Raw genomic sequence first — 25535 nt, forward strand, 5'->3', positions numbered from 1 at the left:
CTCGGCGATAATCGCGCTCCACGGCCTGGCACGTCGGACACCGGAATCTCGAGCCCTCGGCGTCATCGGCACGTGGCAGCGCAGCCCATGACAGTTCCCCGATACAGCCAGGAAAGACAGCACATGCTCTCTACGACACCCGCGTCCGCTGGAACGAGAACCGCAGCAGCGGCCCTCGTTCTCGCGCTGGTCGCCGCCGGATTCTCGGCGACGCATGCCATGGCCGAGGAGGCCGTTCCCGTCTCGCTCGCCGAGGCCTTCGACAACGCCGGTATCGCACCCGAGGCTTCGCCCGCTCTCGCGAACCTCGACGGAACGGGCGACAGTCTGTCCGCCGAAACGCTGAATGCCGCGGGCTGGAGCCGCGGAGCGCACATCACCGTCAGCGGCACGACCTACACCATGCCCGACGTGGCCCCCGGTCAGATGGACAACATCGTCGCAGCGGGCCAGCGGGTGTCCGTGTCCGGTTCCGGCAACGCCCTCGGCTTCCTGGTCACCGCCACCGGCGGTGCGGCGAGCGGCTCCGGCACCGTGCACTACAGCGACGGCACCACCTCCGCGTACACCCTCGAGAACGTCGGTGACTGGGAGGCCGGCAACACGGTCGCCGCGGCCGTCGTGCTCGGCCGTTCCGCGCGGGGCACGGCGCCGGTGAAACTGTTCGCGGTCACCGTCCCGATCAGCCCGGGCAAGACGGTCTCCTCCGTCACCCTGCCCTCCCTGCCCGCCGGCGGGCCCCGACTGCACGTCTTCTCCGCGGCGGTGCGCGGCACTCCTGCCGCGCCCGGTGGTGCCGCCTGGGTCGGAAGCTGGGCCACATCCTTCAGCTACGGGCGCAGCACCTCCATGGGAACCGACTATCCGGACTGGACGAACCAGACGTTCCGCATGGTGGTCAACCCCCACACCAGTGGATCCACGGTCCGGCTGCGCTTCGCCAACACCTTCTCCCCCGACCCCGTGCAGCTCGGCCACGTCACCGTCGCCGAGCAGGCCGACCAGGCCACCGCCGCGCAGGCGCCCGTCACCGTGACCTTCGGCATGAACCAGCGGACCACGCTGCCGGCAGGCGGAGAGGTCGTCAGCGACCCGATCTCCCTCCCCATCACCGCGGGACGGAACCTGCTGGTCAGCTACCACCTTCCGGGTACGGTGAAGGTGGCTCCCCACCACGCGTACGCCCTGACGACCTCGTACACCACCGCCCGTCTCGCCGGTGACCGTACGGCCGACGTCCAGAAGGACGCCTTCACCAAGCCCGTCTCCTTCTGGGGGCTGGTCAGCGGTGTCGACGTCGCGTCGACCGGCACCGCAGGGACCGTCGTCACCATCGGCGACTCCCAGACCGACGGCGGCCACAGCACCGCGAACACCAATCGACGTTATCCCGACTTCTACGCGTCCTTCCTCGGTGACGTCGCGTCCTCCCCCGGCGTCCTCAACGCCGGCATCAGCTCGAACCGGATAGCCAAGGACTACTCCACCGGTTCGGGCCCGAGCGCGGTCACCCGCCTCGATCGCGACGTCTTCGCCCAGCCCAACGTGCGTGAGGTCGTCCTCTACGAGGGCGTCAACGACATCGTCCACGACAACGCCTCGGCCACCACCGTCACGAACGCCATCCGCACGATCGCGGCCCAGGCCCGTGCCCGCGGGATCCGCATCACGGTGGCCACCGTCCCGGGCTTCTCCGGGTACACCGGCGGCACCGGCTCCTTCCGGCTCCACGAAGCCGTGCGGCAGTCCGTGAACGCGTACATCCGCACCACGAGCGACATCGACGGCTACATCGACTTCGACGTGGCCACCAAGGACCTCGACGATCCCTACGCCCTCCGGCCCGCGGTCGCGAGCGCGGACAAGCTGCACTTCAACGACGCCGGTACGGAACTCCTCGGCCGCACTCTGGCGGACCGGGTACCTCGGGCGTCGCTGCCCATGGGAGAGACCATCGCCGCCGACTTCAACGGCGACTCGGTCACCGACCTGATGGCCCGGCACGACCCCACGGGCACCCTGAAGGTGTGGTTCAACCGCGGCGACGGCACGTACGACAGGGCGAAGGACCTCACCCTCGGCTGGCAGAACTACTCCCAGACCACCGCCGCCGACTTCACCGGCGACGGCAAGGCCGACATCCTGGCCCGCTACGAAGGTCCCGCCAACGAGACCGTCCCCCAGAACACGCTCCGCATGTGGACCAACCGGGGCGACGGCACCTTCAACGCCCCCCGCAACGTGACCGGCGGCTGGAACTTCACCCAGACCGCGACCGCCGACTTCGACGGAGACGACAAGGCCGACCTCATCGCCCGCGATCCCGACGGCTACCTGAAGTTCTGGGGCGGCCGGGGCGACGGCACCTTCAAGGCGTCCGTCGTGCTCACCGCGGGCTGGAACTTCACGCAGACCGCCGCAGCCGACTTCAACGGTGACGGCCAAGCCGACATCCTCGCCCGCGATCCCGCGACGAACAGCCTGAAGATGTGGACGCACAACGCGGCCGGCTACTTCAACAAGCCGGTCCAGGTCACCGGTGGATGGAGCTTCTCCCAGACCGTCGCCGCCCAGGACTCCGACGCCGACGGCAAGGCGGACATCCTTGCACGGGACAACTCCACGGGCACCCTCAAGGTCTGGTCCGGCCATGGCAACGGCACCTTCGAAGCCGCCCGTGACGTGACGAAGGGCTGGTAGGACTCCCGAAGCGGCGTCCTACGCGACGGCGACGGTCACGGTGCCGGTGACGGTCACGGTGACGGGAGTTTGTCGGCTGCCCGAACCCGGTGGAGGTGGATCAGTACGTCATAGGCCCGGCCGATGGCCAGGACGGGCAGCGGGTCGGGGGTGAAGGTCGAGCCCGCGTCGTAGACCGGGCGGGCGCGGTCGAGCCAGGCGCGGGCCGCGGCGGGGGCGGCCCGCAGGTCGAGGTAGAAGTCCCGGTGGCCGACCCGGTCCAGCGTGTGCTCGTTCATCCCGGCGCGCGCGGCCGGGACGGTGACGGGGGTCCAGTCCCCGTCCAGGGAGGTGTCCTTGCTGAGGAAGGACCCGGCGGCGAAGCTGAACCCGATCGCGGCGTAGTCCCGGCCGAGGCGATCGCGCAGCACGGCGCCCTGGGTCCGCGGATACATGTCGGGGTGGGTGGAGAGGTATCCGATGTGGCCGTTGTGGGCCGACAGCAGCATGGTGTGGCCCGTGTGGCGATGCCACCACAGCACGTTGTCGGCCATGGCCTGGTCACGCAGGCGTTCGGCGGCGGCGACCGAGGCCGGATCGGCGAGGTCGACGGTGGCGAAGGCGAACGTCTGCGCGATGTTGAGGGCGTGCCGCATCGTCCACGCGTAGTCGCCGCCGTCACCCTCCTGGTGCTCGGCGACGAGGTCGAGCGCCTCCTGGGCACGCGCGGCGTTGGCCTCGCGTTGGGCGAGCGGCTCGCGCAGGTAGGCGAACATGTCGTCGAAGGGACGCAGTCCGGCGTACAGCTCGGTGAGCCGGGGCAGTGCCTCCGGCCGGATCTCGCGGACGGACGACAGCACGCGCTCGAAGATGTGGTCGCCGAGCTTCGGGGCCCCGAGGTCGTCCCCCATGAAGTGGACCCGGTGGCCGGGACGGCGACGGTTGTGCTCGCGCATCCAGCCGATCAGGCTGACGAACTCCTCGCGCTCCCACGGGGATCCGGCCAGCGTGGCCTCCGCGATCCGCCGCGGGTCGCCGGGTCCGCCCTGGAGGTACTCGTCGATGCGGAGCCCTGCCGACCAGCTCATCTCCAGGGCGAAGGTGGTGAAGCCGCGTTCCTCCACGAGGTAGCGGAAGACGCGTTCCTTCATGGCGAAGAACTCGTGCGAACCGTGCGTGGCCTCGCCCAGCCCCACCACCTTCGCACCCCCGACCATGCAGCTCAGCGCCCGGAGGTCCGCGGTCCGGCCGCCGGGTTCCGTGGTGCGCAACGGGTGTGCGACCCGTTCCAGGTGCCGTACGACGGCTTCTTCCGGGCCTCTTGCCGCGAGGCCGGCCGGGACGGCCGGTGCGGCACCTGGGGTGGGTTCCATCGACGCCCCTCGTACGGCCGGCGCGGGGGAAGCCATCGCGGTGGTCAGCGTCGTGGCTGCGGCCGCTCCCGCGAGTGCGAGGAACCCTCGCCGGCCGGTCGTCTTCCTGTACCCGTGCATGCCGATCTCTCCTTGCGCGCGGCGGCTTCCTGCGCCGATGAAGCGATCTTCGTGCGCCGGGATGCGGACCGCGCTGGGGTGGTCCGCCGACTTCCTCCAGAGGCCACCCCAGGTGCGGAAGGGGGGTTGCCCCCCTGGTCAGCGCACCCGCCCCGGACCTTGAGCTGCGTCGCCGGCCCCTCGGGCGCGTCCAGGCGGTCGCCGTCGTAACCCTTCAAGCCACGAGCGCGCGGCAGACGAAGAATCAGTCGTGGGCCGAGGATCGCTCGTTCACAGCCGGCTTCAGTCGCGTCACCGCTCGGCCGCGATCCATCAGGACCGGCGGTGGTCGGGCGTCCGGGACGGGAACCGTGTCCGGCGGGCCCCGGGACCCCTGCGGGTAGGGTCACTCTGCTGAGAGGTCCTGTGCAGAGTGGGAGTCACGTGTGAAGCGGCCGACGATTGCGGACATCGCGCTCCGCGCCGGAGTGTCCAAGGTGGCCGTCTCCTATGCCCTCAACGACCAGCCGGGGGTGTCCGACGCGACCCGTGCGTCGATCAAGGCGATCGCGAAGGAGCTCGGCTGGCGTCCCAACAGCGCCGCGCGGGCCCTGAGCGGTGCTCGCGCCCAGGCGGTCGGGCTCGTCGTGCGGCGGCCGGCGTCCACCCTCGGCACCGAGCCCTTCTTCATGGAGTTCATCAGCGGCATCGAGAGCGTCCTCTCCGATCGCGCGTACGCCCTGATGCTGCAGATGGTCGACAGCGAGGAGCGCGAGCTGGAGATCTACCGGCGCTGGTGGGGAGAGCGACGGGTGGACGGCGTGTTCCTGGTCGACCTGCGCACCGACGACCCGCGCGTGCCGGCGGTCGAGGCCCTCGGCCTGCCCGCCGTGGTCATCGGGCCGCCGCACACGGCGGGCTCCCTGCCCGCCGTGTGGTCGGACGACGGGGAGAGCGTGCGCGAGGCGGTGCGCTACCTGGTGACGATCGGCCACCGGCGCATCGCGCGGGTGGCCGGCCCCGAGGGCTTCGCGCACACCGCAGTGCGGGACGCCGCCCTCCGCGAGGCCTGCGCGGAGGCGGGTCTGCCCGAGCCCGAGATCGTCCACACCGACTACACCGGCGACGAGGGAGCCCGCGCCGCCCGCCGGTTGCTCATCGCCGCCGAGCGCCCCACGGCGATGATCTTCGACAACGACATCATGGCGGTGGCCGCGCTGTCCGTGGCCCAGGAGATCGGTCTCTCGATCCCCCGCGAGCTGTCCGTCGTGGCCTGGGACGAATCGCCGCTCACCCAGGTCGTCCGTCCCCCGCTGTCCGCCCTCTCCCGGGACATCCCGGCGTACGGGGCCGGCGCGGCACGGACCCTGCTCGCCCTCGTCGCGGACGAGGAGGTCGGGAACGTGGAGGAGGAGTACGCCCGGTTCGTACCACGGGGCAGCACCTCCGCCCCGTCGGCCTGAGCCGTCCTTCGGACGCCGCGAGCACTAACTACTTCGTGGCTCCTTGCGCGAAGCCGTTGTAGATCCACCGCTGGAGCAGAAGGAAGACGACGAGCGTCGGCAGGATGACGAGGATCGCGCCCGCCGAGATGGCCTCCCAGTGCGCACCGAAGGGGCCCTTGAAGCGGAACAGCGAGGTGGAGATGGTCCCGAGGTCCTCCGAGTGCATGTAGAGGAAGGGGATGTAGAAGTCGTTGTAGGTGGTGATCCCCTTGATGATGACGACGGTGGCGATCGCCGGCTTGAGGAGCGGAAGAATGATCTTCCGGTAGATCGTGAACGCGTTGGCGCCGTCCAGGCGGGCGGCCTCGTCCAGCGAGCGGGGGATGGAGCGGATGAACTGCAGGAAGACGTAGACAGAGACGATGTCCGTGCCCATGTAGAGGAGGATCGGGGCCCAGCGGGTGTCCACCAGGCCGAAGCTGTTGACGACCTGGAAGGTCGCGACCTGGGTGGTGACGCCCGGTACGAGGGTGGCGACGAGGAAGAGCGCCATGACGGGCTTCTTCGCCCGAAAGTCGAAGCGGTCGACCGCGTAGGCCGTCATCGAGCCGATGATCACGGTGCCGCCGACCGAGAAGACGAGGATGAAGGCGGTGTTGCCGAAGGCCGCGAGCATGTGGGCGTCGGTGAACGCCGTGGCGTAGTTCCGGAAGTTCAGCCAGTCCCCCGGCAAGGAGAGCGCGCCGCCGCCGGACACCTCCTCGGACGTCTTGAGCGAGGTGAGGAGGACCACGGCGAGGGGCAGCAGGACCACCACCGTCGCGGCGAGCAGGGACAGGTAGGTCAGCGCGGTCCCGACCGGCAAGCGGCGGCGGCGCGTCGTCGGGGCGGGGATCATACGAGGTCCACCTTGTCGTCGGGCACGAGCCGGCGCTGGATCCAGGTGATCAGCAGGATGATCGCGAGCAGCACCACGGCCGCTGCCGAGGCCAGGCCGGTCTTGTTGAACTGGAAGGCGAGCTTGACCGTCTGGATGACGAAGGTCGATGTGCCGGTCGCGCCGCCGGTCATGATGTAGGGGATCTCGAACACGGACAGGGAGCCGGAGACCGCCAGGATGACGCTGAGGCTGAGGACGGGCTTGATGCTCGGGGCGATGATGTGGCGGAACTGCTTCCACTTGCCCGCACCGTCCAGCTGGGCCGCCTCGTAGAGCTCGCCCGGAATGGACTGGATGGCGCCGAGGAAGAGGACGAAGTTCAGCCCTGTGAAGCGCCAGACCGACACGCCGGCCAGGGACACGTTGGCAGAGGTGGGATCGCCCAGCCAGGGGTGGTCGGTGGCCACGCCGAGCCAGGCCAGTACGGAGTCGAGGGTCCCTCCGTCCTGGAAGAAGTAGAGGAAGACGAAGCCGATCGCGACGCCGTTGATGAGGTAGGGGAAGAAGAGGATCCCTTTGAAGAAGTTGCGGAACCTGAGATCGAAGCTCAGGACCGTGGCGAAGTAGAGGGCGACTCCGATCTGGAGGACGGACGCGGCGAGGTAGTAGCCGCTGACGAAGAAGACCCGGAAGAGCTCGGGGCGGGTGAAGATCCGGACGTAGTTGTCCACCCCCGTGAACTCGCGGTCGGGGCTCACTCCGTCCCAGTCGGTGAAGCTGTAGGAGACCATGCTCGCCACGGGCACGTAGGTGAACGTGATCAGCAGCGCCAGCGGCACCGCCAGGAAGAACCACGGGGTGGCGCGCCGGAGCGGGGAGTCGCGCCAGGAGCGTCCCCGGGTGCTCGTGGCGCCCGGGGGTTTCCAAGCCGCGACGGCGGCCGGGCCCGCCGGGCGGTCGTCCCGCGTCGCCTGACGCGGCCTCCGCGCCGGCTCGGTCCGGGAGGGGGCAGGAGGTGTGTCGGTCATGTCGGCCTTTCGTGTCCGCGGCTGCGGGAGGTCGGGGCCCCGGCCGTTGTCGTACGACCGGGGCCCGCTCCGCCGGTGTCAGGAACCGGCGGTCTTCGCCGCCTCGTCCCACCTCTTGTTCAGGTCGGCGAAGAAGTCCTGGAGGCTTCCCTCCTGCGCTCCGCGGGCGGTGTCGATGAGCTTCTGCCGGTAGTCGGGCTTGTTCAGGCCGATTTCGGCCGTGTTGTCGATGTCGTTGACCAGGGCCGTCTGGGCCTCGGAGCGCTCCACGAAGGTGACATCGTTGTCAACAAAGTCCTTGAGGGTCGCCGGCATCGGAGCCGACTTCACCGCCGGCACCGCGCCCTCCCGCTCCGAGTAGCCGGACTTCTCCGTGAACCAGTCGATCCAGGCGCGCGCGGCCGGCTTGTTCTCGGAGTAGGCGCTGACGGCCTGCTGGTAGTCGGAGACCAGGGTGGCGCAGAACTTGCCGTCCTTCTGGGCGGGGAAGGGCATGAAGCCGATGTCCGCCGGCGAGCCGCCGGCCTCCTTCGCCGCACCCTGCATCTGCGTGATCGACCAGGAGCCGAGCATCATCGTGCCGACCTTGCCCTCGGCGAGCATCGCCTTGGAGCTCTCCCAGTTCGTGGTGGTCGGGTCCTTCTCCGCGAGCCCCTGCTTCACGATGTCGTGGACCAGCGTGTCGATGGCGTGGAGCTCTCCCCCGGCCCGCCACGGCGACACCGGGCCGGCCAGCTTGTCGGTCGCCTTCGCGTCGCAGGTCACGGATCCCACGTTGGCGGTCCACTGGACCAGCGGCCAGCCGTCCTTGAAGTTCGTGTAGTAGGGAACCGCCTCGGTCCTGTCGCCGATGGCCTTCAGATCCGCGAGGAACTCCTGCGGGGTCTTCGGCCACGCGGCGATCCCGGCCTTCCTCCACACGGTCTTGTTGTAGACGAAGCCGTTGGCGGTGCCGAACTGGGCGATGCCGTAGACCTTTCCGGCCACCTCGGTCTTGTCGCTGAAGCGGTACTTCCCCGCGAGTTCGGCGGTCGTCCCGAGGGGGGCGAAGAACTTCGGGTAGTCGTTCTTGGCGACCGCCGCGGGGATCATCAGCACGTCACCGTAGGCCTTGGCGTTCATACGGATCTTCACCTCCCCCTCGTAGTCCGTGATCCCCTCGAACTTCACCTTCACCTTGGGGTAGGTCTTGTTGAACTCCGCGGCGTACCGCTTCAGCGTGCCGTTCTGGACGAGGTCGGTCCGCTGGGTGAGGACCTTGATCTCACCGGAGACCCCGTTCGGATCGTCGGGAGCCGCCGCGGTCTCGCCCGACGCGGCACCTCCGCCACCGCATCCCGCCACGGTCAGCATCGCAACGGTGAGAAGCACGCCCGTGAGCGTCTTCGTCTTCCCCATGTGCCCAACTCCTTCAGGGTTACGGCTCAGGTCAAAGTGGGATGTCGGCACTATGACAGGACCATGTGAACCGGTAAAGCTCACGATTCCCGCGCGATGCCCAATCGTTATCGGAAGGCCACACCGATGGGGATTCCCGCCCCAGTTGGCACCTTTCTGCGCACGAAACGTCACTGAACTCAGCTTTACCGGTTCATGGACAGCCGGTTTGCGGGCGGCTAGGTTGTCCGGGTCGTATACGCATCCCGCCGCAGTCAGGCGATTGGAGCCGCACACATGAAGGACGTCACCCAGCTGAGCGAGGGCTGGAGCCTGTGCCACGAGGGCGCACTGCTCCCGGCCCGCGTCCCCGGCTGCGTCCACACCGACCTGCTCGCCGCGCAGGTCATACCCGACCCCTTCATCGGCCGGAACGAAACCGAGATCGCGTGGGTCGGCAGGCAAGGATGGTCCTATGTCACGGAGTTGACCCACGACAGCGCGCACGAGCGCACGGAGCTGGTCTTCGACGGACTGGACACGGCCGCGGAGATCGTCCTGGCCGGCAACACCCTCGGCACGACCCGCAACATGCACCGCGCCCACCGCTTCGACGTCACCGGCCGCACGGGACACCTGGAGGTGCGCTTCGGCTCGGCGTACGAAGAGGCGGACCGGGTCCGCGCACTCACCGGGGAACGGCCCAACGTCTACCCCGAGCCCTTCCAGTACGTCCGCAAGATGGCGTGCAGCTTCGGCTGGGACTGGGGCCCCACCGTCGTGACGGCGGGCATCTGGCGCCCGGCGCGCCTGGAGCACTGGTCGACCGCCCGGCTCGCCGAAGTCCGCCCGCTCGTCACGGTCGACGGCGCGACCGGTCACCTCGAGCTCCGGCTCCGGGCCGAGCGCACGGAACGCGGCACCGGCCGACCGCTGACCGTCCGGGCCACCGTCCGGGGGGAGGAGACGGAGGCCGAGGGCCGGGTCTCCTTCACCGGAGACCAGGCGGTGCTGCGTCTCGAGGTGCCCGCGCCGCGGCTGTGGTGGCCGCGCGGCTACGGCGACCAGCCCCTTTACGAGCTCGAAGTGACCCTGCTCGACGAGGAGGAAGGATCCCTCGATGCCTGGCGGCGCCGGATCGGCTTCCGTACCGTCGAGCTCGACCGGTCCTCCGACGCGCACGGAACCGGCTGCACCTTCGTCGTCAACGGCGTCCGGATCTTCGCACGCGGGGTCAACTGGATCCCGGACGACGTGCTGCCCTCCCGGATGACGCCGGAGCGCTACCGGGCCCGGCTCCGTCAGGCCGCAGAGGCCAACGTGGACCTGGTGCGCGTCTGGGGCGGGGGCATCTACGAGGACGACGCCTTCTACGACGTCTGCGACGAACTCGGGCTCATGGTGTGGCAGGACTTCCTGTTCGCCTGCGCCGCCTACCCCGAGGAACAGCCGCTGCGCGGCGAGGTCGAGACAGAAGCGCGTGACAACGTTGTCCGCCTGATGGCACACCCCAGCCTGGTCCTCTGGAACGGCAACAACGAGAACCTCTGGGGCTTCCGCGACTGGGACTGGGAGGGGCCGCTCGCGGGCGACTCCTGGGGTGAGGGGTACTACCTCGGCGTGCTCCCGCGCGTCGTCGCCGAGCTGGACCCGACGCGCCCGTACACGGCGGGCAGCCCGTGGTCCGGCTCCTGGGACCACCATCCCAACGACCCCCGCCACGGGACCCACCACTCCTGGGAGGTGTGGAACCGCCAGGACTACGCCGAGTACCGCGCGAGCGTCCCCCGCTTCGTCGCCGAGTTCGGCTGGCAGGCGCCCCCCGCCCTCGCGACGCTGCACCGCGCCCTGCCCGGCGAGCGGCTCGCCCCGGACTCGCCCGGCATGCTCCACCACCAGAAGGCCGAGGACGGCAACGGCAAACTGGACCGGGGCATCGCCCGGCACTTCCCGTTCCCCGAGGCCGACTTCGACCGCTGGCACTACCTGGCGCAGGTGGTGCAGGCGCGGGCCGTGGCGGCGGGCATCGAACACTGGAGGGCCCACTGGCCGGTGTGCGCCGGCACGGTGGTGTGGCAGCTCAACGACTGCTGGCCGGTGAGCTCGTGGGCGGCGATCGATGGCGACGGCCGGCTCAAGCCGCTGTACCACGAACTGCGCCGGGTGTACGCGGACCGGCTGCTGACGCTGCTGCCGACCGAGGACGGGCCGGTGCTCGCCGTCGACAACCAGTCGGGTGCTTCCTGGCATGCCCAGGTCGTCCTGCGGCGGTTCGACGTGGCCGGCACCGTCCTGGCGGAGTGCGCAATCGAGGTCGAGGCCGCGCCACGCTCGGTCGTCCGGCCGGCGCTCCCGGCGGAACTGCTGCCCGCCCCCGGCTCCCCCGAGGAGTTCCTCGTCGCCGACGCCGACGGGCTGCGTGCGGTGCACTTCCCGGTGCCCGACCGGGAGTTCGCCTACCCGCCCGCCCGTTACGACGTCCGGCTGGAGGCGGCCCCCGGTGAGGACACGGCCGTCGACGTGGTGGTGACGGCGCGGACGCTGGTGAGGGACCTCCTCCTCCAGGCCGACCGGCTCGGTCCGGCGGCGAGTGCCGACCGGGGCCTGCTCACGCTGCTCCCCGGCGAAGAAGCGAGGATCCGGGTGAGCGGCTTCCGGGACCTCGACGGCGTCGAGCGGGTCCGCGCGGCCCTGTTCAGCGTGGCCCCGGCGTGAGCACCGGCACGTCCCGGGTGACCATCAACGACGTCGCCAAGCGGGCCGGCGTGTCGAAGGGCGCCGTCTCCATGGCGTTCAACGACCGCCCGGGGGTGTCGCGGGCGACCCGGGAGCGGATCTTCGAGGTCGCCCGGGAGCTGGGCTGGACCCCGCACCAGACCGCGCGGAGCCTGTCCGGCCGACGCGCGGGCATCGTAGGTCTGGCGATCTGCCGCCCGGCCCGGCTGCTCGGCCTGGAGCCCTTCTACATGGAGTTCATCTCCGGCATCGAGAGCGTGCTGACGGAGCGTTCGTGTTCCCTGCTGCTCCGTCTGGTGCGGGACCTCGACGAGGAGGTGGCCCTGTACGAGGAGTGGTGGCGGAGCAAGACGATCGGCGGGGCGATCCTGGTCGACTTCCACCGGGAGGATCCCCGGATCCCGCCGCTGCGGGCGCTGGGGCTGCCCGCGGTCGCCGTCGGGCACCCGTCGCTCACCGGCGGGTTCCCCTCGGTGTGGACGGACGACGCCACGGCGGCCGCGGACGCGGTGCGGTACCTGGCGGCGCTCGGCCACCGGCGCATCGCCCGCGTGGGCGGGCCGGCGGGGCTCGGGCACAGCGCCATCCGCGCGCGGGCGTTCGAGACCACGATGGCCGAGCTCGGTCTCGACGGGCGCCGCCAGGTGTCGACCGGATTCGCCGGCGAGGAGGGCGCCCGGGCGACTCGCGGGCTGCTGCTGACGCGGGACCGCCCGACGGCGATCGTGTACGACAACGACATCATGGCCGTCGCGGGGGCCGCCGTGGCGGCCGAGATGGGTCTCGTGGTGCCGGACGACGTGTCGTTGCTGGCCTGGGACGACTCGCAGCTGTGCCGGCTCACGCATCCGCCGCTGTCGGCGATGAGCCATGACGTGCACCGCTTCGGCGAGGAGGTCGCGGGTGCCCTGTTCGAAGTGATCGAAGGCACCCGGAGCGAGGCGCTCCAGGTGTCGACGCCGTCGCTGACCCCCCGGGGTTCCACGGGCCCGCCCCGTACGCGCAAAGGCGCATGACGAGAGGCCGTACCTCCAGCGGGGAGGTACGGCCTCGCGTCCCGACGGCCCTGGGAACGCCCCCCCGGCCGCCGGCTCCGCGGAGTCGGCTCGTTCGCGAGCCGCCCGGGCTCCGGCAGCGGAACCTTCGGTGCGCCGCGCCCCTGGCACTTCCGGGCCGGCGGTTCACCGGAACGCCCAGCACGCGGCCGTCTCAGGAGGCTCGCAGGCGCGGGTGCGCCCGCAGCCAGCGCAGGTGCTCGACGGCGGTGGCGCCCCTGCCTCCGGCGTGGTCACCGAAGGACCATTCCCTGATGTCCTTCTCCCCCGCGTACGCGCCGAAGGCCGCGAGGACGGTGGAGGGCGGGCAGACGGGATCCATCAGACCGGCGCTGAACAGCGCGGGGGCCGTGGCCCGGCGGGCGAAGTGCACGCCGTCGAAGTGCCCGAGGGTGGTGAAGACCCGTTCCGTCGCGTAGGGGTCGTGGTGGCGGAGGTAGTCGACGAGTTCGGTGTACGGGCCCTCGGTGGCCGTCTCGGCGCCGCGCCGGATGTGGCAGAGGAACGGCACGTCGGGCAGGGCGCCCGCGATGCGGTCGCCGGTGAGACCGGCGACGGCCAGTGCGAGGCCGCCTCCCTGGCTGGCGCCCTGGACCACGATCCGCCGCGGGTCGACGTGGGGGATCGTGCGTGCGGCGTCGACCGCCCGGACGCAGTCGGTGACGAGGCGCCGGTAGTAGTGGGCGTGCGGCGACTCGACGCCCCGGGTCATGAACCCGTGCACCCAGTGGGTGCCTCCGTCCGGGTGCGGATCGGGGGTGTCGTGGCCCTGGCCCCGGCTGTCGACGACGAGGTGGGCGTATCCGGCGGACGCGTACAGGAGATGGTCGACGACCCGCCCCCGGCCTCCGCTGTAGCCGATGTACGTGATCACCGTCGGCAGGGGTTCCTCTGCCTCGGAAGGGACGAGGAGCCACGCCGCGACGGGCTGGCCGGCCCAGCCGGCGAACCTCACGTCGTAGGCGTCGAGCGTGGTGAGGGGCGAGTCGGACACCGGCCGGACGACCGGATCGCTCCCGGCCTCCCGAGCCGTCCGCAGGGTCTCGTCCCAGAAGGCGTCGAAGTCCGCCGGCTCCTCCGGGAGGCCGGCGGTCCGGGCGGCCGGGTGGTCCGGCGGAAGGTCGGTGTACGGCACGGGAGGCTCCTCACGGAGGGGACCGGCCGCGCTCTGCCCGTCGGGGCGGCGCGGCCGGTCGTGTCGGGTGGGGTGCGTGCCCCGTCACGGCGGACGGGGCCCGGGGGGGCGGGTCAGCTCTTGCCGCAGGTGGTGCCGTTGAGGGTGAAGGTGGCGGGGACGGCGTTGCCGCCGGTGGACGAGGCGCTCAGGCCGAAGCTCACGCTGCCGCCGGCCGGGATGGTCTCGGTCCAGGACTCGTGCGTGGCGTGCACCTGGTCGCCCTCCTGGGCGACCTTGGCGTTCCAGGCGGAGGTCACGGTCTGGCCGCCCGGGAAGGCGAAGTCGAGCCGCCAGCCCTTGACGGCCTGGGTGCCGGTGTTGCGGATGGTGACGTCGGCGTTGAAGCCGGTGCCCCAGTCCTGCAGCCGGTAGCCGACGGTGCAGCTTCCGGTGGACGGCCCCGCCGCGGTGGTGAGGCCGAGGGTGACGGAGCGCGGGGAGCGGTTGCCGGCGGCGTCGCGGGCGTACACGGCGAAGGTGTAGGTCGTGGAGGGCGTCAGACCGGTGAGCGTGGCGCTCGTGCCCGTCGTGGTGGTGACGGGGGTCTCCGCCGAGCCGTTGACGCGGACGACGTCGTAGCCGGTGACGCCGGTGTCGTCGGTGGCGGCGGCCCAGGTCAGCCGGGCCCCGGTGGCGGTCACCTCGGTCGCGGTGGGAACGCCGGGGGCGGTCGGCGGCCGGGTGTCGCCGCCGGTCCCGCCGTAGACGCTCGCCTCGCGCGAGGTCTGCCGGATGCCGTCGGCGCCGTTGAACAGGCGCTGCCCCCAGGGCGTGAGCCGGCTCGCGTCGAAGTCGGTGGCGAGGTCGAGGTATTCCACTCCCCCGCCGTTGCCGCTCCACGACCAGCCCAGGTAGCCGAGGTTCAGCTGCCGGGCAGTGGCCATGATGGCGTCCTCGTCCGGGTTGCCGTCCGAGTGGTCGTCGCCGAACTCGCCGACCACCAGCGGGAGTTTCCGGCTGACGAAGCTGTTCAGGTACGCCTGGACCTCGGCGGCGGTGTCGTAGACGCCGTACATGTGGAGGGAGAAGACGGTGTTGCGTTCCGGGTCGGCGGCGAATACGGCGGTTGCGTTGTCCCGCATGGTGTTCGACCAGTCCTGGCCCCAGTTGGGGGCGTCCGCCATGAGGGTGTGGTGGAAACCGGCGGCGCGCAGCCGGGTCACGGCGTTCTTGGTGTCCTCGGTCCAGGCGCTGTAGCCGGTGTTGCCGTGCGGCTCGTTGCCGAGGTTGAGGACGACGTACTTCTCCTGGCCCTTGACCGCGCCGGCGACCTCCAGCCAGTAGTCGACCGCCTTGGCGAGGGCCACGGCTCCGCTCTGTTCGCCGTAGCCGGTGGTGTCGTGGGCCTCGAGGACGCAGACCAGCTTGTTGGCCTTGCACTGGGTGACGACGTTCGCGACGTCGGCGGCGCCGTTCTTCGTCCACCGGTCGCCCGTGCTGAGCACGATCCGGGCCGAGTTGGCCCCGAGCGCCTTGAGGTCGGCGAGGGCCTGACCGGTCCTGCCGGGGTACCAGGCGTGGGCGTGGTTGACTCCGCGGAAGACGAAGTCCTGGCCGTTGGCGTCGAGGAGCCGGCCGTCGGTGACGTGAAAGCCGGTGGTGGCGGTGTCGGCCGCGTGGGCCGCGGCGGGCGCGGTGGTCGTCGCGGCGGCGAGGGCGAGCAGCGCTCCTGCCGCAGTGGTCAGTGTCCTGTTCATGTGGTGCTCCCAACTCGGTCGCGCGCATGCCGGGGTGCGGTGCCGTGGCGTGCGGGCTTGCCTGACATGGAGGGTGCGGTGCTGCCGGCCCTGCGGAGCTACGCGTCGAAGACGCGGAGGTGGGCCGGTGGATTACCGCTGCTCGGTGTTCCTGCGACTCTCACCGAGCAGGGGAGGAAGTGCGCCGACCGACGGGGTGATGGCCCCCGCCCGGCGGTGGCGTGGCGGATTCGCGATACGCCCGGCGACCGAGGATGAGGCTAGAGGCGAAGGAGTCCGGAAAACAATAGGCCGAACATAACCGGTTAAGTATTCTTTGCATCCTCGTGGGGAACGGGCGTCACGCCGGACGCGGCCTCGATTCCGACTGTGGCGCGGAAGACGACTCCCCCTCCCGCGAGGGAGACCGCCTCGGCCGCGGGGACGTAGAGGGAACGCCCCGGCCCGATCCGCAAGGTGTCCCCCGTCGCGGCCGAGGTCACCCGTGCCGCTCCCTCCACGCACAGGAGGATCTGCGGCGCCCCCGCGGGAAGCGGGCGCGGCCGCTCCGCGCCGCTGAGCCGGAACCGCGACAGCCGGAAGTCGTCGACGGGGATGGGATAGATCTCTTCGCCCGCCTGTGCCCTGGGCGTGAGGACGCGGCCGGGGAGGGCGGTGAAACGGACCACGCGCAGCAACTCGGCCGCGTCGACGTGTTTGGACGTCAGTCCGCAGCGCAGGACGTTGTCGGAGTTCGCCATGATCTCCACACCAAGGCCGGAGAGGTACGCGTGCGGGACGCCGGCGCCGAGGAACAGGGACTCCCCCGGACGCAGTTCGACGCGGCGGAGCATCAGGGCGGCCAGCAGCCCCGGGTCGCCCGGGTGTGCCCGGGCGACCTCCGCGTAGCAGAGGAAGTCCTTCTGGTGCGGTCCTGCGTGCGCGACGGCTGTCGTGACGGCTTCGGTGACGGCGCCGAGAAGCCCTTCGGGCGGGCTGAGGAAGGCGGTGAAGACCTCCGCGAGGGCGGTCTCCTCCGGCCGGGTCCGCAGTACCTCGACATGGGGACGAAGGGCGGGTACGGCAAGGGCGTCCAGGAGGTCGGCGCACTGCGGGGGGCTTCGGAAACCGCACAGTCCCCGGAAGGAAGTGAGGGCGACGATCGTCTCGGGCTTGTGGTGGGAATCCCGGTAGGTGCGGTGCGGAGCGTCCAGGGGCACTCCGAGGGCGTTCTCCAGCGCGAAGCCCGCTTCGGCCCCGGCGGAATCGGGGTGGACCTGCAAGGAGAGGGGGGCGTCGGCGGCGAGCAGCTTCAGCAGGAACGGAAGCCTGGGCCCGAACCGGCGCAGTGTGGGCGCACCGAGTTCCGTCGCCGGGTCCGAGCCGATCACCCGGTCCAGGGGCAGCGACCCGTGCCCGCGGTCGACGCGGGACGGCGCGGTGGGATGGGCCCCCATCCACAACTCCGCCTGGGGCTCGCCGGTGGGCGGCGTTCCCATGAGGCTCGGAATCGCGGTGCGGGAGCCCCAGGCGTAGGGCTGGACGGTGTTGGAGAGGAGGTCCACGAGCTCTCTTTCCGGATGGGTCAAGGACGAGGTGCACGGCTGCCGGCGGCACCGGCACCCGCGCGGGACGGTCCGGCCGAAGCGGCGGCGACCGCGGCCGCCCCGATCAGTCCGGCGTCGAGCGCGAGCGCCGCCGGCACCACCGGGACGTCGCGGGTGAAATCCAGGACCGCGTAGTCGGCGAGGTGGCGGCGGAGCGGACCGAAGAGCGTCTCGCCGGACTGCGCGACACCACCGCCCACGACCACGAGGTCGAGTTCGACCAGCGCCGTCGTGGCCGCGATGCCCGCGGCCAGGGCACGACCCGCCCGGTCGAAGGCGGCGCGGGCCCTCGGGTCGCCCGCCCGGGCCGCGTTCGCGACCTCGGCGGCCGTCGGGGCGACGCCGGGCGGTGGGGTCCACCCGGCCTCCAGGGCATGGGCGGCGATGGCGGTGCCGCTGGCGAAGCGCTCGACGCAGCCGCGTGCGCCGCAGGGGCAGAGGGGGCCGTCCTGCTCCACGGTGATGTGGCCGATGTGGCCCGCGTTTCCCGAGCGGCCCGCGTGGAGAGCGCCGTTGAGGATCAGCCCACCACCCACGCCGGTGGAGACGACCATGCAGAGCGCGTTGCCCACCCCCCTCGCGGCTCCCGCCCAGTGCTCGGCCGCGGCCATCGCCACGGCGTCGCCCACGAGGACGGGCCGGATTCCGGACGGCAACCGCGGGTGCCCCCGCACACGGTCCACGAGCGGAAAGGAGCGCCAGGCCGGGATGTTGACCGGGCTGACCGTGCCCGCGACGGTGTCGACGGGCCCCGCGCTGCCGATGCCCAGACAGGAGAGTGCTGCCCACTCGGGATGGGCGGACAGTTCCTCCATGACGGCGGACACCTCGGCCATGAGCTCTGACGCGGAGCCTTGGGCTGGGGTGGCCCGCTGGGACCGGACGACCAGCCGGCCCTCGCCGTCGACCAAAGCGCCGGCGATCTTCGTACCCCCGATGTCGAGTGCTCCGTACATCATCGCGTCGAGCCTTCCGTAAGCGCGGACAGGGAAAGGTGCACCACACTCTGGGTGCAGAATGACAACGTTGTCCAGTTAACTGGTTCAGTTAAGTCCCTGTTTAGTAAAACCGAGCCCATTTCACCTACGAGCCCTGGACGAAAACCGCTGAATCACCTCATGCTCGGCTCTGCTTTCCCGCAGCCGATTTCATGTCTCCCGATCGAAGGACGCCCTCTGTCATGACCGACTCCACGGCCTTTCCGTCCGACTTCGAGTTCGGCACGGCCACCTCCGCGTACCAGATCGAGGGCGCGACGGAGGAGGACGGCCGGGGACCGTCGATCTGGGACACCTTCACCCAGCGCGGCGGCGCCGTCCTGGACGGCGGCAGCGGCGACACCGCCTGCGACCACTACCGCCGACACCGGGAAGACGTCGCCCTGCTCGCCGGCCTCGGAGTGGACACGTACCGCTTCTCCGTCGCCTGGCCGCGGATCCAGCCGTCCGGCGAAGGCCCGGTGAACCCGCGAGGGCTCGGCTTCTACGAGCGCCTGGTCGACGACCTGCTGGACGCCGGTGTCACACCGGTCGTGACGCTCTACCACTGGGACCTCCCCCAGCCGCTGGAAGACCTCGGCGGATGGCGCTCGCGCGACACCGCCCAGCGGTTCGCGGAGTACACGGAACTGGTCGTGTCGCGGCTCAAGGACCGTGTCCCCCGCTGGATCACCCTCAACGAGCCGTGGTGCAGCGCCTTCCTGGGCTACGCCGACGGCGAGCACGCCCCCGGAGCGTGCGAGGGTACGCCGGCGCTGGCCGCGGCCCACCATCTGCTGGTCGGCCACGGCCTGGCGATGGAGGCGCTGCGCGCCGTCGGTGTCCAGGAGGCGGGCATCGCGCTCAACCTCGACCACATCTCCCCGGCCACCCATGCGGCCGGGGATTTCGCCGCCGCCCTGCGCGCCGAGACGCAGCGCAATCTGATGTGGACCGACCCCCTGCTCAAGGGGTGTTACGCCGCCGCCGAAGCGGACACCTGGGGCGAGCTGATCGAGCGCCAGGACTTCCGCCGCGAAGGCGACCTCGCCCTCATATCGGCCCCGATGGACTTCCTGGGCATCAACTACTACACGCCGTCCACGGTGCGGGCCGCCCCCTGGCGCGAGCCCGACCCCGCCCGCCGCACCGCGACGGACAACCGCTTCGAGGCCGTCCCCGTCCCCGGCGTCCGTCACACCGCCATGGGCTGGCCCGTCGTCCCCGGTGCCCTCCGGAAGCTCCTCGTCTCGCTCCGCGACCGCTACGGCACGGACCTTCCGCCGGTCCACATCACCGAGAACGGCTCCGCCGAACACGACTCCCCCGCCCCCGACGGCAGCGTGCACGACACCGACCGCGTCGCCTACCTGGACGGCCACCTCCACGCGGTCGCCGAGGCACTGGCGGAGGGCGTGGACGTGCGCGGGTACAGCGTCTGGTCCCTCCTGGACAACTTCGAGTGGGCGTACGGGTACAGCAGGCGCTTCGGGCTGGTCCACGTCGACTTCCCGACCGGGCGACGCACCCCCAAGGCGTCCTACCACTGGTACCGATCGCTGCTCGCCGGGAGGGGGAACAGACCATGAGGTGCCCGATCAGGTCGACTCCGCCCCGCTCCCGATCGCCCCCCCAACCCACCGCACTCGGGTCCACCGCTCCCGGTAACCGATCACACCAAGATCCGGACCATTCCCGGACCGGCGTCAGCGCACGCGGCCCCGGGCCTTCAGCTGCGTCGCCGGGACCTCCGGGGCGGGGAGGCGGGCGCCGTCGTAGCCCTTCACCTCGCCGAAGCGGTCGGACGTCATCCAGTCCTCGCGGGCCTGGCGGATCTCCTCGTCCGTGCGGCCCACGAAGTTCCACCACATGACGATCTCCTCCTCGAAGGGCTCGCCGCCCAGGAGCAGCAGGCCCGCGTCGGAGGCGGCCCGCAGGGGGAGTTCGGTGCGGCCGCAGCCGAGGTAGAGCATGGAGCCGGGGAGCACGGGGACGTCGTCGACGTGGGCCTCGCCGGACATGGCGAGGACCGCGTACTCGAAGTCGGGGTCCAGCGGGAGGCGGGTCTCGGTGCCGGCGGTCAGGGCGAGGTCGGCGCCGGTGAGGGGGGTGTAGGCGGTGCCAGGGGAGACCGCGCCGTCGAGTCCGCCGAGGATGACCGTGGCGGTCAGGCCGGGCGCCGTGACCTGCGGGAGTTCGGCGTGGTGCTGGAAGTGCGGTTCGACGTGGCGGTGGGCGTCGGGGAGTGCCACCCACAGCTGGGCCCCGTGGAGGTAGCGGGCGTGGGAGCGGGGGCTCTCCTCGGAGTGGGAGATGGCCCGGCCGGAGGTCATCAGGCCCAGTTCGCGCGGGCGGACGGTCTGCAGGCTGCCGGTCGAGTCGCGGTGCAGCACCTCGCCCTCGTGCAGCCAGCTGACGGTCTGGAGGCCCATGTGCGGGTGGGGCGGGACCTGCATGCCGGGTTCGTCGGCGATGTCGTCGGGTCCGTAGTGGTCGACGAAGGCCCAGGCCCCGACCATACGGCGGCCGAGGTTGGGGAGCAGACGGCGCACCTCGGTCGATTCGCCGAGCTGGACGTGGCGGGGGCTGAGGAGTTCTCGTACCGGTTCGGCGACGACGAAGCCCCGGCCACCGCAGACCTGGAGCGTGGCCTGGCGATCAAGATTGCTCATGCCGCTCAACCTATTCCTGTCCGGCCGTCGCGCGGGGCGGACCCGCGTCACAATATTGGTGGAATATTCAACGACCCCGTCCGGTTGACGGCTTCGGAACTTCGGACCGACGACCGAGAGAGAGCGAACGGTGAGCGAGGACACGTACTACGAGTTCGGCACGGCGGCCGACCGGTGGAGCCGCGCGCAGCTGTTCTTCGAGGCGAAGGAGTACCTGACGGCCGCCCGCATCCTGCGCGGCCTGGTGGCCGAGCACCCGGACCAGACGGCCCAGCGGCTGCTGCTCGCCCGCGCGTACTACCACTCCGCCCAGCTCGCCCGGGCCGAGGAGGAGCTCCGCACCGTCCTGGAGCGCGACCCCGTCGAGCACTACGCCCGGCTGATGCTCGGCCGCACCCTGGAGCGGCAGGGCCGGCCCGAGGAGGCGGCTCCGCACCTGCGGCTCGCCGCCGCGATGGTCGGCGACACGGTCGCGTAGGACCCACTCGGCGTGGGTACCGGCCGGGGGTATCCGATAGGGTCGGCCCGTGCCCATGGAACGAGAGCGACACGGACGTACACGAGCGGCGGGTGCCTTCGCGCACCTGCTGCTCGTCGTCGTGCTCGCCCTCGGCGTGTTCATGATGCACTCGACGGGGCACCCACAGGGCTCGGGCCCGTCGGGCGAGGACGCCGTCGTCAGTGACGCCTCCGCCCCGAACCATCACGTCGGCGCCTCGGACGGGTCGGCCTCACACCGGTCGGCCGCACACGAGGCGGCCTCGTACGGGGCGGCCGCCGAGGGACCGGCCTCGCACCAGTCCTCCCCGCACCAGTCCTCCCCGCATCGGTCGTCGTCCCACGGCTCCGATGGCACCGGGATGGACATGACCACGCTCTGCGTGGCCGTCCTCGGCGTCTGGCTCATCGCCGCGCTCGTCCGGGCCGCCGCCCTCGGCCGGCGTTCCGCGCGGGTCGACGAGCTCCTCGCGCGGCTGCTGCCCGCCCTCGGCCCGAACGCCCCGCCGCCCAGGCCGCCCGACCTCGCACAGCTGTCCGTCCTGCGGATCTAGGCCGTCCCGCCTCCGCGGGCACCTCGCGCTGCCCGCAGACGCATTCGACCGATTCCAGAACGACAGCACACGAGGTGTACACGCATGCGTGCCATCCACAACCCCGCCGCCCGCGGGTTCGCGCTGGTCGGCGCCGTCGCCGCCGCCGGACTCCTGCTCTCCGCCTGCGGCTCCGACGGCTCCACGAACGGCATGGACCACGGCGGCGCCACGCCCTCCGCGACCGCCAGCTCCAGCTCCAGCTCCAGCTCCAGCTCCAGCACCGGGGCATTCAACGACGCGGACGTGATGTTCGCGCAGATGATGATCCCCCACCACGAGCAGGCCCTGGAGATGGCGAAGCTCGCCGACGGCCGCGCCGAGGACCCGGAGATCAAGAAGCTCGTCGGTGAGATCGAGAGGGCCCAGGACCCCGAGATCCAGAAGATGAAGTCCTGGCTGAAGGCCTGGGGCAAGCCCGAGTCCGCCGGCCACGGCGGCCACGGCATGGCCGGGATGGTGTCCGACACCGACATGGCGGACCTCGCCGCCGCGAAGGGCCAGGAGTTCGACCGCAAGTTCGCCGAGCTGATGATCGCGCACCACGAGGGCGCGGTGGAGATGGCGAAGACGGAGCAGAAGGACGGCAGTGACGCCGCCGCGAAGAAGGCCGCCGACGATGTGGTCCGGACGCAGGCCGCCGAGATCGCGCAGCTGAAGAAGATCCTGAAGCGGCTCTGACCGCCCGCGGCCGGGGGCGGACCCGGCTCCGTCCCTGTTCCGCCCCTGTTCCGCCTCCGCTTCGACCCGCTCCGGCCGATTCGCCGGCCGGAGCGGGTGACGTCGGGCGAACCCCCGGACGGGAGTTCGCCCGGCGGGACGGGCCGGTCTACCCCCAGGAGCGGGAACAGAGGACCAGGCGATAGCCGTCCGGATCGGCGACGGTGACCCCGTACGTGTCCCAGTAGGGGTTGTGCGCGGGGACCCGGGTGCCGCCCGCGGCGAGCAGTCGGTCGACCAGGGCCTCGTCGACCGGTCGCCCGAGGTAGACGACGAACAGGTCGTCGACGGTCGGGGACGGCTCGATCGGCCGCTCGGCGGCCGGGTCCCGGGTCAGTTCGAAGTGCCAGCCGCCACCCGCCGGCCCCACCATGAGCAGCTCGTGCTTGCCGGGGGCGGGGTCCGTGGTGCGCCACAGGACGGCGAGGCCGAGGCCGTCGACGTAGAAGCGTTCGGCCGCGGCGAGGTCCCGCGAGGGCCGGGCCACCCGGATGTGGGTGGTGGCGTCGATCACGCGGAGGCCTCCAGGGCGGCGCGCCAGACCGGGCTGTCGACGTAGTGGTTGTCGTAGCGCTCGGCCGATTCGGCGATCTCCTTGACGTCCGCCTCGCCGCGCATGACGCGGCCGAGCAGCCGCAGATAGTCGAAGCGGCCCATGCCGGGGGTGAAGACGAAGAGGACGTCGGCCTCGCAGCCGGGAGCGGCGGCGAAGGCGTGCGGGGTGTGCGGCGGTACGGCGAGGAAGTCGCCCGCGTTCAGGACGGTGAGCTCCTCGCCGACCAGGACCTGGAGGGAGCCGCTGATGACGAAGAAGAGTTCGGTCGCCTTGGTGTGGAAGTGCGCGGGCGCACCCACGGCACCCTCGGCGAAGGTGGAGCGGTAGCTGGTGAAGCCGTCGGCGGTCTGATGCGAGTCCGCGAGGAGCCTCATGACGCTGCTCGGGTCCGCACAGGTCTCGGCCTCGGTGTGGCGGGTGAGGACGGGCGCGAAGGGGGCGGCGGGGGTGGCGGCGAGGGGCTGCGGGGCGGACCCGCCGGTGGCCTCGGCGCTCGTCTGTTCGGTCATGCGGCCGAGTTTACGATCTTGAAACCCGGGCCCACGACTCCTTTTCACGACCCGTCACGCGCCCCGCCCCACCCCCGCCCCGCCACGGGCCCCGCCCCGCCCCGTCACGCCGTGTGGACGACCTCGCCTCCCACGACCACGGTCTCGGCGACCGTGCCGGGAATGTCGTCGGGGTCCGCGCGCAGGATGTCGCGGGAGAGGACGACGAAGTCGGCGAGCTTGCCGACGGTGAGCGAACCCCGCTCCGCCTCCAGGAAGTTGGCGCGTGCGGAGCCCATGGTGTAGCCCTCGACGGCGGTGGTGACGTCGAGGGTCTCGCCGGGGGTCCAGGCCTCGCCGCCGCCGGGCGGGCGGCGGGTGACGGCGGCGTGGATGCCGATCATGGGGTCCATCTCGGCCACGTTCCAGTCGCTGGACAGGGCGAGCAGGGCGCCGGCGCGGTGCAGGCTGCGCAGCGGCCAGGCCTTGTGCCAGCGCTCGGGACCGATGTTCTCGGCCCAGTCCTGACCGGGGCCCGCGATGTCGGGGGCGGCGTGGCGGGGCTGCATGCAGGCGGTGACGCCGAGTTCGGCGAAGCGCGGGGTGTCGGCGGGGTCGAGGCATTCGACGTGCACGATCTGGTGGCGGGCGTCGCGCGGGCCGTTGGCGGCGCGGGCCGCCTCGACGGCGTCGAGGACGGTGCGGATGCCCCGGTCGCCGGTGGCGTGCACGAAGCACTGGAAGCCGCGCGCGTCGAGGCGGGTGAGGAGCGCGGCGAACTCCTCGGGCGGGTAGAACGTGTCGCCGCGGTGGTGGCCACAGCCCGTGTACGGTTCGAGCAGGGCGGCGGTGCGGGGCTCGACGACGTCGTCGATGTAGAGCTTGAGGGGCCCGACGCGCAGCCGGTCGTCGGCGAACTCCCGGGCCGCCGCGGCGAACGCGTCCAGTTCGGCGTCGGTGGTGCCGCGCGGGTGGAAGAGCGCGGCGACGATCCGGGAGCGGAGCCGGCCCTCGGCGCGGGCGCGCCGGAAGAGGGCGAGGTCGTCGAGGGAGTTCTGGGGTTCGACGACGGTGGTGATGCCGTAGCCGATGGCGGCGTCGAGGCTCTTGGCGAGGCGGCCGTACTGACGGTCGGTCGAGGCCCAGGGGACGCCGAGTTCGCGCAGCGCCCGGTGGCCTTCGCGGGAGAGGCCCTTGACGGCGAAGTCGCGGACGAATCCGGTGGGTTCGCCGGTGGCCGGGTCGGTGACGGCGGTACCGAAGGGCAGGTCGGTGCGGTCCGCGCGGACGTCGAGGCGTCGCAGGGCGGCAGTGTTGAGCCAGGCCGTGTGGACGTCGTAGCTGAGGACGAGGGCGGGGGTGTCGCCGGTGACGGGGTCGAGGTCGGCGGCGGTCGGCATCCGGCCGCCGGGTATGGCGGAGTAGTCGAAGGCCTCGGCCTCGATCCAGGGGGCGTCGGGGTGGGCGTCGCGCCAGGCGCGGACGCGGGCGTGGATCTCGTCGAGGTCGCGGGCGCCGGCGAGTTGGACGCAGGCGTCGTCGGAGCCGAGGCGGACGTGGTTGTGGGCGTCGACGAAACCGGGCAGGACGAGCCGCCCGCCCGCGTCGAGGACGCGGGTGCCGGGCCCGGCCCAGGCGTCGGCGTCGGCGGCGTCGCCGATCCAGACGATCCGGCCGTCGCGGACGGCGAGCGCCTCCGCCTCGGGCCGGGCGGGGTCGACGGTGTGCACGCGGGCGCGGGTGAGGAGGAGCTCGGCGGGGGCGGGGCGGTTCATACGGGTCTTTCTCCAGGTGCGGTACGGGGGTACGGGGCGGGGGCCCGGGTCCCAGAGCCCCGCGGGTGGCGGGGAGGGCAGGCTTCTGGGTCCCGGGCTCGGGGTTCCGGCTCTGGATTCCGGG

20 protein-coding genes are annotated in these 25535 nt (G+C 71.5%); 8 read left to right on the forward strand and 12 right to left on the reverse strand.

Annotation, left to right across the window (positions count from 1 at the left end; translation table 11 throughout):
• Nucleotides 1–123: 123 nt before the first annotated feature.
• Nucleotides 124–2700: an FG-GAP-like repeat-containing protein gene (locus ACFY7C_RS03370; RefSeq protein ID WP_389642983.1), complete on the forward strand. Its 2577-nt coding sequence runs from the start codon at nucleotides 124–126 to the stop codon at nucleotides 2698–2700.
• 53 nt (nucleotides 2701–2753) lie between these two features.
• Here the strand turns inward: ACFY7C_RS03370 and ACFY7C_RS03375 are convergent, their stop codons facing one another.
• Complete coding sequence (locus tag ACFY7C_RS03375) at nucleotides 2754–4172, reverse strand: erythromycin esterase family protein (RefSeq protein WP_389642986.1); 1419 nt, start codon at nucleotides 4170–4172, stop codon at nucleotides 2754–2756.
• 425 nt (nucleotides 4173–4597) lie between these two features.
• Here ACFY7C_RS03375 and ACFY7C_RS03380 point away from each other — a divergent pair, with 425 nt between their 5' ends.
• Nucleotides 4598–5614, forward strand: coding sequence for a LacI family DNA-binding transcriptional regulator (locus tag ACFY7C_RS03380; protein ID WP_389642989.1), 1017 nt, complete (start codon nucleotides 4598–4600; stop codon nucleotides 5612–5614).
• 28 nt (nucleotides 5615–5642) lie between these two features.
• Here the strand turns inward: ACFY7C_RS03380 and ACFY7C_RS03385 are convergent, their stop codons facing one another.
• The 3 genes from ACFY7C_RS03385 to ACFY7C_RS03395 form a co-directional block, all read right to left on the reverse strand.
• A complete protein-coding gene (locus tag ACFY7C_RS03385) occupies nucleotides 5643–6494 on the reverse strand; it encodes a carbohydrate ABC transporter permease (protein ID WP_389642992.1) in 852 nt (283 codons plus the stop codon).
• Nucleotides 6491–7504: a carbohydrate ABC transporter permease gene (locus ACFY7C_RS03390; protein ID WP_389642995.1), complete on the reverse strand. Its 1014-nt coding sequence runs from the start codon at nucleotides 7502–7504 to the stop codon at nucleotides 6491–6493. Before ACFY7C_RS03390 ends, ACFY7C_RS03385 begins: the two co-directional genes overlap by 4 nt.
• Nucleotides 7505–7582: 78 nt before the next feature.
• Nucleotides 7583–8902, reverse strand: coding sequence for an ABC transporter substrate-binding protein (locus tag ACFY7C_RS03395; RefSeq protein WP_389642998.1), 1320 nt, complete (start codon nucleotides 8900–8902; stop codon nucleotides 7583–7585).
• A gap of 276 nt (nucleotides 8903–9178) precedes the next feature.
• Here ACFY7C_RS03395 and ACFY7C_RS03400 point away from each other — a divergent pair, with 276 nt between their 5' ends.
• Nucleotides 9179–11596 (forward strand): glycoside hydrolase family 2 protein, encoded by a 2418-nt coding sequence (locus ACFY7C_RS03400; RefSeq protein ID WP_389643001.1) that lies wholly within the window; start codon nucleotides 9179–9181, stop codon nucleotides 11594–11596.
• Nucleotides 11593–12633, forward strand: coding sequence for a LacI family DNA-binding transcriptional regulator (locus ACFY7C_RS03405; protein ID WP_389643004.1), 1041 nt, complete (start codon nucleotides 11593–11595; stop codon nucleotides 12631–12633). The genes ACFY7C_RS03400 and ACFY7C_RS03405 overlap by 4 nt, the downstream gene beginning before the upstream one ends.
• 193 nt (nucleotides 12634–12826) lie before the next feature.
• On the opposite strand, the gene ACFY7C_RS03410 is transcribed toward ACFY7C_RS03405, so the two are convergent.
• From ACFY7C_RS03410 to ACFY7C_RS03425, 4 genes are all read right to left on the reverse strand, one after another.
• Nucleotides 12827–13807, reverse strand: a complete 981-nt coding sequence (locus ACFY7C_RS03410) for an acetylxylan esterase (RefSeq protein WP_389643006.1) — start codon at nucleotides 13805–13807, stop codon at nucleotides 12827–12829.
• A gap of 113 nt (nucleotides 13808–13920) precedes the next feature.
• Nucleotides 13921–15546, reverse strand: a complete 1626-nt coding sequence (locus ACFY7C_RS03415; protein ID WP_389643009.1) for a cellulase family glycosylhydrolase — start codon at nucleotides 15544–15546, stop codon at nucleotides 13921–13923.
• Nucleotides 15547–15851: 305 nt separating this feature from the next.
• Nucleotides 15852–17090, reverse strand: a complete 1239-nt coding sequence (gene manA, locus ACFY7C_RS03420) for a mannose-6-phosphate isomerase, class I (RefSeq protein WP_389643011.1) — start codon at nucleotides 17088–17090, stop codon at nucleotides 15852–15854.
• Nucleotides 17091–17110: 20 nt separating this feature from the next.
• Nucleotides 17111–18091 carry an ROK family protein gene (locus tag ACFY7C_RS03425; protein WP_389643014.1) on the reverse strand — a complete coding sequence of 327 codons (981 nt, stop codon included), beginning with the start codon at nucleotides 18089–18091 and terminating at the stop codon, nucleotides 17111–17113.
• 221 nt (nucleotides 18092–18312) lie between these two features.
• Between ACFY7C_RS03425 and ACFY7C_RS03430 the strand changes: the two genes are divergently transcribed.
• Entirely contained in the window at nucleotides 18313–19698 is a 1386-nt protein-coding gene (locus ACFY7C_RS03430; protein WP_389643017.1) for a GH1 family beta-glucosidase, read from the forward strand.
• Nucleotides 19699–19815: 117 nt separating this feature from the next.
• On the opposite strand, the gene ACFY7C_RS03435 is transcribed toward ACFY7C_RS03430, so the two are convergent.
• A complete protein-coding gene (locus tag ACFY7C_RS03435; RefSeq protein ID WP_389643020.1) occupies nucleotides 19816–20781 on the reverse strand; it encodes a pirin family protein in 966 nt (321 codons plus the stop codon).
• 130 nt (nucleotides 20782–20911) lie between these two features.
• Between ACFY7C_RS03435 and ACFY7C_RS03440 the strand changes: the two genes are divergently transcribed.
• From ACFY7C_RS03440 to ACFY7C_RS03450, 3 genes are all read left to right on the forward strand, one after another.
• Nucleotides 20912–21259: a tetratricopeptide repeat protein gene (locus ACFY7C_RS03440; RefSeq protein WP_389643023.1), complete on the forward strand. Its 348-nt coding sequence runs from the start codon at nucleotides 20912–20914 to the stop codon at nucleotides 21257–21259.
• Between the two features lie 55 nt (nucleotides 21260–21314).
• Nucleotides 21315–21833, forward strand: a complete 519-nt coding sequence (locus tag ACFY7C_RS03445) for a hypothetical protein (protein WP_389645933.1) — start codon at nucleotides 21315–21317, stop codon at nucleotides 21831–21833.
• Nucleotides 21834–21917: 84 nt separating this feature from the next.
• Nucleotides 21918–22553: a DUF305 domain-containing protein gene (locus ACFY7C_RS03450; RefSeq protein ID WP_389643026.1), complete on the forward strand. Its 636-nt coding sequence runs from the start codon at nucleotides 21918–21920 to the stop codon at nucleotides 22551–22553.
• A gap of 148 nt (nucleotides 22554–22701) precedes the next feature.
• Here ACFY7C_RS03450 and ACFY7C_RS03455 read toward each other — a convergent pair whose 3' ends face one another.
• From ACFY7C_RS03455 to ACFY7C_RS03465, 3 genes are all read right to left on the reverse strand, one after another.
• Nucleotides 22702–23106 (reverse strand): VOC family protein, encoded by a 405-nt coding sequence (locus ACFY7C_RS03455; RefSeq protein WP_389643029.1) that lies wholly within the window; start codon nucleotides 23104–23106, stop codon nucleotides 22702–22704.
• Complete coding sequence (locus ACFY7C_RS03460; RefSeq protein WP_389643031.1) at nucleotides 23103–23657, reverse strand: cupin domain-containing protein; 555 nt, start codon at nucleotides 23655–23657, stop codon at nucleotides 23103–23105. The genes ACFY7C_RS03455 and ACFY7C_RS03460 overlap by 4 nt, the downstream gene beginning before the upstream one ends.
• Before the next feature lie 104 nt (nucleotides 23658–23761).
• The gene (locus ACFY7C_RS03465) at nucleotides 23762–25411 is read right to left on the reverse strand and encodes an amidohydrolase (RefSeq protein ID WP_389643033.1); all 1650 of its coding nucleotides are present in this window, start codon (nucleotides 25409–25411) and stop codon (nucleotides 23762–23764) included.
• Nucleotides 25412–25535 lie beyond the last annotated feature (124 nt).

The sequence above is a fragment of the Streptomyces sp. NPDC012769 genome, from assembly GCF_042901205.1.
Classification (GTDB): Bacteria; Actinomycetota; Actinomycetes; order Streptomycetales; family Streptomycetaceae; genus Streptomyces.